General features: G+C 70.5%; 11 protein-coding genes. 6 read left to right on the forward strand and 5 right to left on the reverse strand.

All coding sequences use genetic code 11. The features are described from left to right. Nucleotides 1-160: 160 nt before the first annotated feature. On the forward strand, nt 161-1,264 hold the full coding sequence (locus K8640_RS00205; RefSeq protein ID WP_223745227.1) for an oxidoreductase: 1,104 nt from the start codon (nt 161-163) through the stop codon (nt 1,262-1,264). Nucleotides 1,265-1,506: 242 nt separating this feature from the next. Here K8640_RS00205 and K8640_RS00210 read toward each other — a convergent pair whose 3' ends face one another. Then, complete coding sequence (locus K8640_RS00210) at nt 1,507-2,280, reverse strand: hypothetical protein (RefSeq protein WP_223745228.1); 774 nt, start codon at nt 2,278-2,280, stop codon at nt 1,507-1,509. 173 nt (nt 2,281-2,453) lie between these two features. Here K8640_RS00210 and K8640_RS00215 point away from each other — a divergent pair, with 173 nt between their 5' ends. Continuing rightward, complete coding sequence (locus K8640_RS00215; RefSeq protein WP_223745229.1) at nt 2,454-3,740, forward strand: YecA family protein; 1,287 nt, start codon at nt 2,454-2,456, stop codon at nt 3,738-3,740. 289 nt (nt 3,741-4,029) lie between these two features. Here the strand turns inward: K8640_RS00215 and K8640_RS00220 are convergent, their stop codons facing one another. Then, the gene (locus K8640_RS00220; RefSeq protein ID WP_223745230.1) at nt 4,030-4,644 is read right to left on the reverse strand and encodes a TetR/AcrR family transcriptional regulator; all 615 of its coding nucleotides are present in this window, start codon (nt 4,642-4,644) and stop codon (nt 4,030-4,032) included. Nucleotides 4,645-4,809: 165 nt separating this feature from the next. Here K8640_RS00220 and K8640_RS00225 point away from each other — a divergent pair, with 165 nt between their 5' ends. After that, on the forward strand, nt 4,810-6,042 hold the full coding sequence (locus tag K8640_RS00225; RefSeq protein ID WP_223745231.1) for an acetyl-CoA C-acyltransferase: 1,233 nt from the start codon (nt 4,810-4,812) through the stop codon (nt 6,040-6,042). A gap of 86 nt (nt 6,043-6,128) precedes the next feature. Here the strand turns inward: K8640_RS00225 and K8640_RS00230 are convergent, their stop codons facing one another. Further along, nucleotides 6,129-6,713: an SRPBCC family protein gene (locus K8640_RS00230; protein ID WP_223745232.1), complete on the reverse strand. Its 585-nt coding sequence runs from the start codon at nt 6,711-6,713 to the stop codon at nt 6,129-6,131. A 332-nt stretch (nt 6,714-7,045) separates the two neighbouring features. On the opposite strand from K8640_RS00230, the gene K8640_RS00235 reads away from it, so the two are divergent. The 3 genes from K8640_RS00235 (at nt 7,046) to K8640_RS00245 (ending at nt 9,682) form a co-directional block, all read left to right on the forward strand. After that, nucleotides 7,046-7,468, forward strand: a complete 423-nt coding sequence (locus tag K8640_RS00235) for a YciI family protein (protein WP_223745233.1) — start codon at nt 7,046-7,048, stop codon at nt 7,466-7,468. Nucleotides 7,469-7,606: 138 nt separating this feature from the next. Further along, the gene (locus tag K8640_RS00240; RefSeq protein WP_223745234.1) at nt 7,607-8,422 is read left to right on the forward strand and encodes a hypothetical protein; all 816 of its coding nucleotides are present in this window, start codon (nt 7,607-7,609) and stop codon (nt 8,420-8,422) included. A 417-nt stretch (nt 8,423-8,839) separates the two neighbouring features. After that, the gene (locus K8640_RS00245) at nt 8,840-9,682 is read left to right on the forward strand and encodes a hypothetical protein (protein WP_223745235.1); all 843 of its coding nucleotides are present in this window, start codon (nt 8,840-8,842) and stop codon (nt 9,680-9,682) included. A 79-nt stretch (nt 9,683-9,761) separates the two neighbouring features. Here the strand turns inward: K8640_RS00245 and K8640_RS00250 are convergent, their stop codons facing one another. Both K8640_RS00250 and K8640_RS00255 read right to left on the reverse strand, forming a co-directional pair. After that, nucleotides 9,762-11,525: a DUF885 domain-containing protein gene (locus K8640_RS00250; protein WP_223745236.1), complete on the reverse strand. Its 1,764-nt coding sequence runs from the start codon at nt 11,523-11,525 to the stop codon at nt 9,762-9,764. Between the two features lie 74 nt (nt 11,526-11,599). Then, the gene (locus tag K8640_RS00255) at nt 11,600-12,301 is read right to left on the reverse strand and encodes a sulfite exporter TauE/SafE family protein (RefSeq protein ID WP_223745237.1); all 702 of its coding nucleotides are present in this window, start codon (nt 12,299-12,301) and stop codon (nt 11,600-11,602) included. Between the last annotated feature and the right edge of the window lie 2 nt (nt 12,302-12,303).

Here is a 12,303-nt window from a genome sequence, read left to right on the forward strand (position 1 = left end):
CACGGCCCCTGGGGACTGGCCCCGCTCCTTCCGGAACCTTGGGGCCCGTGTGACCGCGGCGGCGAGGCCATCCGCTTCCTCCTCAGGCGGATGGCCTCGTTTTTTGTGGGTGACCTCTGCCCTGATGAGGGGCACATGATGTGCTTCAATCCCGGTCGCCATGAGTGAGCCCGCGCGTTCCCAGCCTCCGCTCCGCGTCGCCCTGTTGGGTTACGGCTTCGCGGGCAAGTCCTTCCATGCGCCGCTGCTTCGCACGGTGGAGGGGCTCTCGCTGCACGTCATCGCGTCCAGCCGGCCCGAGGCCGTCCATGCGGACCTTCCGGGCGTGACGGTGCTCCCCTCGGCCATCGAGGCGGCCACGCACCCGGACGTGGACCTGGTCGTGGTGGCCACACCGAACGAGCAACACGTCCCGCTCACCCAGGCGGCCCTGCGCGCGGGCAAACACGTGGTCGTCGACAAGCCGATGGCGGTGACGCTGGAGGAGACGCGCTCGCTCGCGGCGCTGGCGCATTCACAGGGGCGCCTGTTGTCCGCGTTCCACAACCGACGCTGGGACAGCGACTTCCTCGAACTGAGAGCGCTGCTCGCCGAAGGCACGCTGGGCCGGGTGACGCACGTCGAGTCCCGGTTCGATCGCTTCCGGCCCGAGGTGCGCCAGCGCTGGCGCGAGCAGCCCGTCCCCGGCGCGGGCATCTGGTTCGACCTGGGCCCGCACCTGGTGGACCAGGCCCTGCAACTGTTCGGACTGCCGGACACCGTGCACGCCCTGCTGGCCATCCACCGTGACGGCGCCACCGTGGATGACTGGTGTCAGGTGACGCTCCAGTACCCCCAGCGCCACGTCGTGCTCCAGGCGTCGATGCTCATCGCGGGCGGAATGCCTCGCTTCGCGGTGCACGGGACGAAGGGCTCCTGGCTCAAGCACGGCATGGACACCCAGGCCGACCGGCTCATCGCTGGCGAACTGCCGGGCGCGAAGGACTGGGGCGAGGATGTCTGGCCCGGGCGTCTCATCCTGGGGCCCACGGGCGCGTCACGAGGAACGACGGCTCCTCGGGGTGACTATCGCCAGTTCTACGCGGGCATTCGGGACGCCTTGCGTGGCTCCGCCCCCAATCCGGTGACGCCTGCGCAGGTGGTGGCCGTGGCGGCCGTACTGGAGGCGGGCGTCCTCTCCGCGCGGGACGGATGCGGGCAACGACTGTCTCTAACCGAGGCCGAGCGCTCCAACTTCAAGGCTGACCGCCCGGTGGGGTTCTGACTGCGGACGTCTATCCGTACTCGCTCGAAGGTAGGGGCGGTCCTCCCGGCCGACGGCGGGGCTCCGCGGGGTGCGCTCTCAGGACGAGCGCGCAGCGCTGCTGCCTGCACTCACTGGCACGGGGTTCCGTTGCACGTCACTCCGAGCCCGACCCCACCAACATCATGGGGTCGGTTGATGCCTGGCCTCACGGCAAGGTTCACCAGCCTCGACTGAGCTGTGGATGTCGTCCCCGCGTGAGTTCATCGCCGCATATCACTCGGCGCAGCTCGCTCCTTCACGGAGGCGCGCAGGTCCGCGATGAGGGCAGGGGCCTCCACTCGCCGCGCCGGAGCGAGCGTGCCGGAGGGCGCGTCCTGTTGACCCGGGAGTGAGCGGGGCGCGCCCCAGGTCCTGCCTCCGTCACGTGTGGCGTAGGAGAACCACAGCGTGCGTGGCGGCTCCTCCTGTCGCTCCAGCGACGCCGTGCCGATGAGCACGCCCCGTCCGCGCGAGTCGAGGTCCAGGTCATGCGGCGAGAGGTACTCGCCGTTCCAGGTGGGCTGGTTCAGCTCGCGCGGAAAGGGGAGGGTGGCGCACGTCGAGGTGGCGAAGTCATTGCTCGTCACCACCACGGTGAACGACTGCCCTGGGTCTCCTATCTGCCGCTGGGTGACGACGACGAGCTTGCGGCCCTGGGCTGCGAGATAGAGCCCGACCTCGTTCTCCTCGTGTTGAGGCAGGACCGCGCGCCAGCCCTTCGCCCCCTTGATGAAGACGACGGTTCCACTCGCCGCCTCGGCGGCTTCGCGCGGCTCCCGCAGGTAGCTCAGCGTCCCGATGAGGAGGTCGTCCCGCGACTCGACGCCCTGGAGACCTGACTCGGCCGCGTCCTCGACGAGCTTCGCGGTGAGGGGGACCGTCTTCGCGCAGACAGGCCCTGCCTTCGGCGTGGACCCGGGTTCCCGCGCCTGGCCCGGGGCCGACAGGAGGACGACCGTCGATGCCACCGCGATGAACAGCCCCTGCTTCCCCATGTGTGTCACCTCACCGAGCATCAGAGAGGACCCGGCCCGGTGTTGTCGAGACGTCCAAGGTCCTGGCTCGGTTCCCGACAGGGCGTCGCCAGCAGGCTGCCCGGGGCGGGGGCCTCCTGCTACGGTGCGCGCGGATTCCACCGCTCGCCCCCGCGAGCCGAGAGGCGCAGCCCTTGAGTCAGAAGAAGCCCGGCCGAAACGACCCGTGTCCCTGTGGCAGTGGCAAGAAGTACAAGGTCTGCCACGCCAGTGAGGACCGCGCCCGCGCCGCGCCGCCTGTTGCCCCCACCTCGGGGCAGACCGCTGTCCGGAAGGAACTCGAAAACCCGGACGTGAGCTACCTGGCCGTCGCGCTGGACCGGTTCGGGAAGCTGCTCGCGGAGTGGGGGCCCGGGCCCGGGCTGCGCTTCGACGCGGAGGCGTTCGACAAGCACGTGGGCCAGGAGCTCGCGCGCATCTCCGAGGTGGAGACGCTGGACGCCAACCAGGCCCACCGGGAGCTGCTCGTGGGCACCGTGAAGGCCCTGGCGACGAAGTCGTTCCTGGACCGGCTCGCGGCCGTGCTGCGTGCGCGCAGCGAGGAGCCCGGACTCCCGGCCGAGGACCAGCGCGCGCTGCGAGCCTGCGCCGTCATCGCGGGCGCCTCGAAGGCGTCCAGCCGCCTGCGTCCCGAGAACAACCCCATCCTCGACGTGGTGTTCGACGTGCAGTTCCGCGAGTGGAGCACGCGCCACAAGGAGTGGCTGGCCAAGTACGAGCTGCTCGCGAGCGGGATGTCGGAGGGCTCGCTGTCGGAGGAGGCGCGCAAGGCGCTCCAGCAGGCCCGCGACGGCGACGTGGACGCGCTGGTGGACTATGTGAAGGAGGACCCCGGGCTCGCCGAGCGCATCGCCCGCGAGGCCAAGGAGCGCGCGGCGCGCGTCGAGGCGAAGCTGCGTGAGCCCTCGACTCCGCCCGTGTTCGCGCCCGAGGAGGAGCTCTGGCTCACCTGTGTCCTCTGGGAGCCGATGCAGGCCCTGAAGGGACTGCCCCAGGGCGCGGAGCCGGCGCAGCGCCGCGAGGCCGTGACGGCGCTGCTGCGCGGCGTGAAGGGCGCGCTGGACGAGGACTTCCTCGTGGGGATGCTGAACCGCATGCGCCAGAAGTCCCAGGACGCCGCGGTCGACGAGGCCCTGCGTGCCTTCTACGCGGACGCAGCCATCGCCTTCGAGGCCGAGCCCGCGCGCATGTCGCTGGCCGCGCTCCTCACCGCGAGGCAGGAGGCTCAAGGGCGCTCGGCGGAGGAGATGGTGGCGCTCGCGGACCTCAAGGCGCTCACCACCTGGACGCCCGAGAGCTTCGAGCCCTACCGGCAGCTGCTCCTCCAGATGAACCTGCCCGCGTCGGCCGAGCGCATCCAGCGCTGCCAGGAATGGCTGAAGACACACCCGGTGGCGCTGCGTGCCGCCACCCCGGAGTGACGCGCGGCCCCACCCCGTGATGCCTCGAGCGTCGCGACCTTGAGTCAGGGTCGCGACAAGCGCTGAAGCGGCTTGGCGCCAGGGTGACCCCCGACGACGCAGCCGGTCGTCTCCCCGCGTTCGCGGAAGATACCGTCGCGTGCTCTCTTCCGCGGGCGTCAACTGCCCGGTCACAACGCCCCCGCTTCGTGAGGACGTTCTTCTCCAGGGCCTGCGAGTCCTTGGCGGACACGCGCTGTTCGTCCGGGAGAAGTGCCCGCGGTTCGTCAGCCTCCAGAGCCCGCGGCTCCTACTTCTTCGGGTCGCTCTTCTCCGCGACCCGCGAGTCCTCCGCCGACAGCATCGCCACGCGGCGGGCCGCCTTGAGCACCTCATCGGAGATGGGGCTGCCCGCCGTCGCCTTCGCCAGGGTCAGCGCGCCCACGCACAGCGCATACGTCGCCAGGGCCCGCTCCCGCGCGGTGGCGCGCTCGTCCGAGGACAGGTGCGGTGTGAAGCTCTCCACCGTCAGGTTCAGCTCCTCCGCCAGCGCCTGCTTCAGCTCCGCCTCGCCGCGCACCACGTCCGACAGCACGGCGGGCAGGGCACACGGCGGCACCGGCGCGTCCCGGTGGGCCCGCGAGAGGTAGCGGCGCACCAGGTGGTTGAGCCACTCGGCGCCCTTCAGGTCCTCCAGCCCCTGCGGCCAGTCCACCCGCTGGCGACTCATGATGCGCTGGAGCGACTCGATGAGCAGCGCCTGCTTCGAGCCGAAGTGCGCATAGAAGCCGCCCACCGTCAGCCCGGCCGCGCGCATCACGGTGTCCACACTCGTCGTCAGGAAGCCCTTCTGGCGGAACAGCCCTCCAGCGGCCTCCAGGATTCGCTCATGCGTGGACTGCTTCTGCTCCGGGGGATGCGGCATCCGACTCTCACCTCGCTGTACACCATTATACACGTCATGGGGTGCGCGCCGCCTCCCATCCAGCTCCGTCCGCTTCCTCGTCACGTCCGGGTTGCGACCATATTATGTCCATAATATTGTTGAGACAGGGTGGCGCGACGTCGCCCGTGAATGGAGGGCTGGTCGATGGATGCCTACATCTTGGATGCGGTCCGGACTCCGCGTGCCCGGGCGAGGCCCGGGAAGGGAGCGCTCAGCGGGCTGCACCCGCAGGAGCTGTTGGCCCAGACGCTGAAGCAGTTGCCGCTGCGCACCGGCGTGGACGTCTCGGACGTGGACGACGTGGTGGTGGGGGCGGTGTCGCAAATCGAGGCGCAGGGCGCGAACATCGCGCGCAACGCGGTGCTCGCCGCCGGCTGGCCCCTCTCCATTCCGGGCTTCAGCCTCAACCGCTTCTGTGGCTCCGGCCTCCAGTCGATGTCGGTGGCTGCCATGGGCGTGGCCTCCGGGGCCCAGCGCCTGGTGGTGGCGGGCGGCGTCGAGCAGATGAGCCGCTACGGCCTCAACGCGGACGGGGGCGGCACGGACGGCGGCAACGTCGACCTGCGTCGGCGCTTCTTCCAGGTGCCCCAGGGCATCTCCGCGGACCTCATCGCCACGCTGGAGGGCTTCACGCGTGAGGAGCTGGATGCCTTCGGCCTGAGCTCGCAGCAGCGCGCGGCGCGCGCCCAGGCGGAGGGGCGCTTCCTGCGGAGCCTGTTCCCGGTGAAGGACCCGCACACGGGCGAGGTGCTGCTCGCGGCGGATGACCACCCGCGCCCGGACACGACGGCCCAGAAGCTGGCCGCGCTCGCGCCCGCCTTCACGCAGCTCGGCGCGCGCGTCGAGGGCCCGAACGGTGAGACGCTCGACGAGCTGGCGCTCCAGGCCTACCCGCGCGCGGGCGCCGTGCGGCACCTGCACACCGCGGGCACCGCGAGCGGAATCGCGGACGGCGCGGGCGCCATCCTGGTGGCGTCGAAGGACTACGTGCGCGCGCACGGCCTGAAGCCGAGGGCGCGGATCCGCTCGGTGTCCGCCGTGGGGAGCGACCCGGTGCTGATGCTGACCGGGCCGGCGCTGGCGTCGCGCAAGGCGCTGGACGCCGCGGGGCTGAAGGCGCGGGACATCGACCTCTGGGAGGTCAACGAGGCCTTCGCCGCGGTGGTGCTACAGACGGCGCGGGCGCTGGAGATTGATATCGACCACGTCAACGTCAACGGCGGCGCCATCGCCCTGGGCCATCCGCTGGGCGCGACGGGGAGCATCCTGGTCGGCACCGCCCTGGACGAGCTGGAGCGCACGGGGAAGTCGCTCGCGCTGGTGACGTTGTGCACCAGTGGCGGGCAGGCGGTGGCGGCGGTGCTGGAGCGCGGCTGAGCCGAGCTGTCCCAACAGCATCATCAGCATCATCGAGGTGTCCTCCCCAGGGAACGGCCCTGGGGACGCGTGGGGAAGGAGCGGCTTTAGTGGGCGAGCGCGGGCGAGGCCTCGCTGCGCGCGGACTGGGTGGACTTGCGCGCCAGCTCCTTCGCCGCCGTCTCCAGGTCCGTCAGGCCCTTCTCCTGCTGTCCGCCGACGAAGGACTCCATGAAGCCGAAGGCCGTCATCGCCTTGCCCATGAAGGAGTTGGGGCCGGACATGCTCCACGTGACGAGCGTGCCCTTCTCACCGGGGCGCAGCGTGAAGTCCGCGCGGTTGACGGCGGCGAAGGGCTCGATGAACTCCAGGCGGATGGCGACGAGCTCGCCGGGCTTGCTCTCCAGGATCGTCATCTTGCCCGAGCCGATGTTGCGGTTGCCCTGGTAGGCATAGGTGGCGCCCACGCCCTCCGCGGGGCCCTCGTAGCTGCGCGTCATGTTGGGGTCGACGTTCTCGTAGGGCGACCACTGCCGCCACTCGGAGAGGTTGTTGATGAGCGCGTGGATGGCCTCCGGCGGCGCCTGGATCTCTCGGCTGCGCGCGATGAGGAACGAGTCCGGACGGGTGGCGATGAAGGCAACCAGCCCGACGATGAGCATGACGATAGCGATGCCAATGATCTTGGCCATGTGAGTTCTCCCTGGGGGGTGGGTTGGAATCCCGGCTTCAAAAGGGCGACGAACGGCCTTTCGGGGGATCGACACGACCCCCGTTTTTCCCGCGCCGGACGGCGCAACCTCCTGGCATTGCTGGGGAATCCCCGCGCGCGAAAATGCCCGGATAATTCACGGGGCGCTCACGCCCTCCGCGCGCTCACCGGGTGGCATACCTGGGGCGTGGGTGGGCAACACAGGTGTGTCGATCTCGACATGTCTCATTCGTCGCGCGGATGGAGCCACGGCTCGACACCCGCGAGAGCGGGCGAGGAGGCGTGGCGTGTGCACCGCAGAAAGGCGCGACGATGCGATTCATCCTGTTGTTGAAGGCCCGCCTGGAGACGGAGTCGGGAGGCCCGGCGAGTCGAGCGCTCATCACCGCGATGGACCGCTACAACGATGAGCTGGTGCGGGCGGGGGTGTTGCTCGACGCGGCGGGACTTCATCCCTCGTCACGCGGTGCGCTTATCGACTTCTCACAAGGCAAGCGGACGGTGACGACCGGGCCCTTCGCCTCGTCCGACGCGCTGATTGCCGGGTTCTGGATGATTCAGGTGAAGACGCGCGAGGAGGCGCTGGAGTGGGCACGCCGGTGTCCCCTCCTGCCCGGAAGCGACGATGCGCAAATCGAGCTGCGGCAGGTGCTCGAGCCCTCCGAGCTGGCGGAGCTGGCGCGCGAGCCGGTGGCGCAGGACGCGTGGCCCCGCGCGGCGGGCTCACGCTCCTGAGTCGAGCGGCTCTCAGGGGGCGAGGTGGCCGGAAGTACGCTCCGGCAGCGGGGGCATCACGGTGCGGTGGAGGTGGGCGCGCCCCTCATGCCCTTCGCGGCGAAACGTGCTCCACTGCCGTCAGAGCGAGGTGGGCACATGAAGGTGGTGGCACTCGTGGAGGCCGCGCCGGACATGCAGTCTGCGGCCAAGGCGCTGGCGGCGGTGACGGGCATGGCGCTGGCGGAGGCGCGGATGCGGTTGGCGCCGGAAGCGCCGGCGTTGCTGGCGCGGCTCGCGCCCGAGGCGGCGGAGACGCTCGTGGAGGCGCTTCGGAGCGAGGGGCTCGCGGTGCTCGCGGTGGACGAGCAGGGGCTGGGGCGTGAGTGGCTCGCGGCGCGACGGGTGACGTTCGGCGAGGACGCGGTGACGTTCAGCGCGCGCTCCGGTGAGACGCAGTCCTGGCGCTGGCGTGACGTGGCGGTGGTGCTGCGAGGCGCGAGTTCCGTGCGCACGCGCAGCGAGCACAAGGAGCAGCCCAGCAAGATGGAGGTGGCCAAGGCCTACGGGCTGGCCATCGCCTCACATGGGCTGATGCTGCCGCGCACGGGGGCGAAGACAGTGCGGCAGGAGTCGGAGGAGACGACGCAGGTCATCTACGTCTTCTCTCGCGACGGCCAGGGGGCGCTGCTGAGCGAGCACGGCATGGAGTTCTCCTGCCTGGGTCCGGGGATGCAACCCTCGCGCATCGCGAACATGACGGTGCTGATGCGGAGGTTGTGCGAGCGGGCACCGGAGGCTTTCCACGACGAGCGGCTCCTGCGGCTGGGACGACGTCCGCTTCCCTTCGTGGTGGGCGATTCGACGCAGACGTCGACGAACAATGTGTCGGTGCGGACGGTGAGCTCGCTGCCCGGCATGGACGTGCTCGCCGAGGTGCTGCGTCAGGCCGCGGCCCTGCGCCTGCTGGAGTGACGACCTCCTGTTGGAGACCTTCGGCGCCGGCCCTGGGAGTCCCGATGAGAGACCCGGGCCGCGACAGGTGCTCGAGCCCACCGAGGTGTCGCTCGCGGGGACCCGGGGATTCTCCGCGTCGGCGGGTGGGCTCGTCCGTGTGTTTCTTGTTCACTGCTCGTGGTAGATTCGTGAGCTTGAATGAGCCGGCCCTTGGGGGGCTGGAGAAGCGAGGGGGAGATGAGTGATTGGCGCGTGAAGTTGTCACCACAGGCACGGGTGTACGTCCCGCCGCGGGAGGCCCGAGCTCAGGTGTCGTCCGAGGTCCCGGTGAAGACGGGCGGTGTGCGAGGGCCTGTGGATGAATTCGTGGGCACTCCGGGCGCGAGGGGAAGGAGCAGGGCCCATCTGCTGGACGGTGGGACCTCCAGCGTCGCGATGACGCACCTGCTCCAGGCGCAGACGCCCACGCCCGAGCCGACGCGTCCGACCTGGGACCCCGAGGCAGGGCAAGCCTTCCTGAATGACGGAGAGACGTGGAGCCCGGTCGACGTGCCGTATGAGCGATACGCGTGGCTGGGGGAGGTGCGGCGCCAGGACGACTCCGTCTACCTCATCGAGCCGGACGCGCAGGCGGTGCGCGAGGATGACAACGCCAACTGGTGCGCGACGCTGGCGTGGGACTTCCTGGGGGCCGCCGTGCCGGGGTGGTCCTCGCAGGCGACACGGGACGGCGCGGCGGCGGACTACGAGAAGACCTCTTCCGAGGCCGTCTGGGCGCAGGTCGTGGGGCAGCAGGTTCCCGAGGCAGGCCTCGCGGTGAGCCTGCCGGTATCCTCCACCGGTGAGTCGCTGGACTTCAAGGCGGTGGAGACCTTCACCTCCGAGACGGATACCTCGATGGACTCCCCGCCGACGCTGACCTCGTTGGCGGACATTCCCGTGGGGGAGTCCCGCGCCATCGTCATGCGCCCGTTGAACGGAGACGGGACGTCGAACGGCGACGCGACGGGGCACTGGGTCATCGTGGAGCGCGTCTCCGAGGACGAGTACCGCATCCACCAGTCCGCGCCCGGCAACTGGGTCATGGCGGGCATGTCGGCGCCGCAGGGAGGCACCTTCACCCAGACCTTCACCGGCCCGGATGCCGCCCAGCAGGTGAGCGACTGCGTGCAGCGACAGAGCAGGTTCGCCGCGGAGAACCAGGGCTCGAGCCGCTACGGGCTTGTCGTCCTGGAGCCCACGCTGCCCCCGGAGCGTCGCAGCGAGTCGGTGGCGTGAAGCGTGGGGGCTGGGAGCTCCCAGCCCCGTCACGCGTCACCTGATGCAGCGCCTCGAGTGCTGCTGGCGCTCGAGGCCGCTACTCCTCGCCGAGCAGCAGCTGGCGGACGATGGGCACGGGCGGGTAGCCGTAGGACACCACCTCGTCGTGGAAGCGCAGGAGCGAGAAGTCCTTGCCCCACTTCACGCGCGCCTCCTCGCGCAGGTCCATCAGCATCTTCTTGCCCAGCGCATAGACCAGGTACGTGGGGTCGGAGGTCCCGCGGCGCGCCTCGCGCTCCGCGTTCGTCCTGGTCATGAACGCCTCCTCCTCGAACAGGCGCACCGCCTGCTCGTACGTCATGCCGCGCGTGTGCAGGGACAGGCCCGCCACGTAGCGCGCGAGCCGCTGGAGGTAGAGCGCCAGCTGGTTCAGCCGCAGCTTGTCCGCGCCCTGCCCCGAGCGTCCGCCGTAGCCCTCGTCGAGCATCATCTGCTCGGTGTACAGGCCCCAGCCCTCGGAGAAGGACGCGGAGCCGAGCAGCCGCCGCACCTTGGACTCCACCCGGTTGGTCCACAGGAACTGCACGTAGTGCCCGGGATAGGCCTCGTGGATGGACACGAGCGGCAGCGCGTGGTGGTTGTAGAAGCTCATGTGCTGCTCGGTCTGCTCGGCGCTCCACGTCGGGTCTGGCGGCGTGACGTAGTAGTACGCCTCCGTCGCGCGCTGCTCGAACGGGCCCGGCGTGCTCATGCTCGCGAAGGACAGCGAGCGGTTGAAGGACGGCGTCTCCGCCACCTGCGCGCGGACCTCGCTGGGCACGGTGATGATGCGCTCACGGATGAGGAACGCGCGGATATCCTCCAGCGTCGCGGTGGTGGTGGGCACCAGCTCCGCGGGCGTGGGGTGCTCCTTGCTCAGCTCCCGGTACACGTCCATGGGCGCCTTGCCCGGCCCGAGCCGGCCCGCCACCTCGCGGAACCGGGCCTGGGTGCGCTTCATCTCCGCGTGCCCCCACGCGAGCAGCGAGTCGATGCTCTCCGTCACGCCCTCCTCGTAGAGGAGCTTCTGGCGATAGGTGTCCTCGCCAATCGCGAAGTCACCCTTCGAGCGCGGCAGCAGGTCCTCGCGCAGGAAGCGGATGTACGCGTCGATGGCCGCGAGACACCGCGCCTGCTCCCGCTGGAAGGCCTGGTTGAGCTCCGCGTCCTTCACCGGCGCGAAGGCCTGGGGCAGCGTCTGCGCGTAGAGCGCGCGAGTGCCCTGGGCCTGCTGGAGGGCGATGTCGGTCCAGATTCGCGGCGGGTTGTTCAGCGCGGCCTGGGCGGCCGAGAACAGCTCCGGCACCTTCGTCATGCGGCCCACCGCCGAGCGCATCCGCTCCTCCAGCGGCGCGAAGTCGCGGTTGATGAGCTGGAACACCGCGTTGGACGCCTGGCCCAGCGCCGCGTTGGGGTTGCGCTCCCACGAGCGCACCACCTCGTAGTCCAGGATGCGCGCGCGGAAGTGGTTCTCCAGGATGTCGTAGTCGGCGCGGTCCTGCGCGGGCAGCGCGCGGCGGTCCACGGTCTTCGGTAGCGCCGCGAGCCGGTCCTTCAGATAGGCCAGGTGCGACGCGCGCTCCTCGGCGGTGAAGCCCCGCAGCTCGCCGTCATACGTGTGCACGCCGGCCGAGGTCGCGGACAGGGGGAAGCGGCGGAACTGCTCGTCGAAGTGCGCGTCGACGAAGCTCCGCAGCGCCACCTGCGCGGGCGCGAGCGTGGGGGCGGCCTGTGTCGACGGCGCCTCCGCGGTGGCGGTGCGCGACGTGGTGCAGCCCGTGGACAACAGCAGCAACGCGGCGAGGAGGCGTGGCGCGGTCATGTCAGCTCGGCGGAAGAGAGGGGAGGTGAGCCTCGCCGAGCCAGGGGCCCACGACAAGCGCGGGACGGCGACCCTCAGTGGCAGTGCGGCGACGTGTCCACCGCGCGCATGACGAGCACCGCCGCCGCGATGAGCGGCATTGCCCGACGAAGCAGGAAATCCGAGAGCCGCGGCCGACGACTCCACAGGCTCGACTGGAGCTGTGCGCCGAGCAGCGCGGGAATCCCGCCCAGCGCGAAGGCGCCCATCACCAGCGCGCCACCGCTGAACGAGCCGCTCGCGAGCGCCACCGCGAACACGCCGTAGAGCAGGCCGCAGGGGAGCAGCGGGGTCACCGCACCCATTGCGCCCGCTCGCGCCGTCGACGAAAACTTTGCGCTCCATCGCGCGATGGTGCCCGTGAGCCGCGCGAGCCCAGGCAGAGGAGGCAGGCGCTTTCCCACCTCCAGCGCGGAGGCCACCAGCGCGGCGGCCATCAGCCAGGGGAGATACGGGCGGGTGGACACGGCGAGCACGCTCGTGACGCCGCCGCCCAGCGCGCCCAGCAGGCCTCCCACGAGCGCATACGCGGCCAGGCGCGCGCCCTGGTAGGCGAGCAGGGCTCGACGTCGCTCAGGGCCCTGGAGGGCGGGCAGGCCCGCGCACGCCAGCGGTCCACACATGAGGAAGCAGTGCACGCTCCCCGTCAGGCCCACCGTGAGTGCTCCCAGCGCACCCGCCACCAGCGTGGGAGTGGGAGTCAGCGCCGTCAGCAGCAGCGAGGTGTCGAGGGCCATGC

It is taken from the genome of Myxococcus sp. XM-1-1-1 (genome assembly GCF_020037095.1).
GTDB classification, from domain to species: Bacteria; Myxococcota; Myxococcia; order Myxococcales; family Myxococcaceae; genus Myxococcus; species Myxococcus fulvus.

Bases quoted from the DNA above. Each gene is read 5' to 3' on its own strand.
- K8640_RS00205 (WP_223745227.1), top strand. From the start codon at position 161: ATGAGTGAGCCCGCGCGTTCCCAGCCTCCGCTCCGCGTCGCCCTGTTG.
- K8640_RS00210 (WP_223745228.1), bottom strand. From the start codon at position 2,280: ATGGGGAAGCAGGGGCTGTTCATCGCGGTGGCATCGACGGTCGTCCTC.
- K8640_RS00220 (WP_223745230.1), bottom strand. From the start codon at position 4,644: ATGCCGCATCCCCCGGAGCAGAAGCAGTCCACGCATGAGCGAATCCTG.
- K8640_RS00225 (WP_223745231.1), top strand. From the start codon at position 4,810: ATGGATGCCTACATCTTGGATGCGGTCCGGACTCCGCGTGCCCGGGCG.
- K8640_RS00230 (WP_223745232.1), bottom strand. From the start codon at position 6,713: ATGGCCAAGATCATTGGCATCGCTATCGTCATGCTCATCGTCGGGCTG.
- K8640_RS00235 (WP_223745233.1), top strand. From the start codon at position 7,046: ATGCGATTCATCCTGTTGTTGAAGGCCCGCCTGGAGACGGAGTCGGGA.
- K8640_RS00240 (WP_223745234.1), top strand. From the start codon at position 7,607: ATGAAGGTGGTGGCACTCGTGGAGGCCGCGCCGGACATGCAGTCTGCG.
- K8640_RS00245 (WP_223745235.1), top strand. From the start codon at position 8,840: ATGACGCACCTGCTCCAGGCGCAGACGCCCACGCCCGAGCCGACGCGT.
- K8640_RS00250 (WP_223745236.1), bottom strand. From the start codon at position 11,525: ATGACCGCGCCACGCCTCCTCGCCGCGTTGCTGCTGTTGTCCACGGGC.
- K8640_RS00255 (WP_223745237.1), bottom strand. From the start codon at position 12,301: ATGGCCCTCGACACCTCGCTGCTGCTGACGGCGCTGACTCCCACTCCC.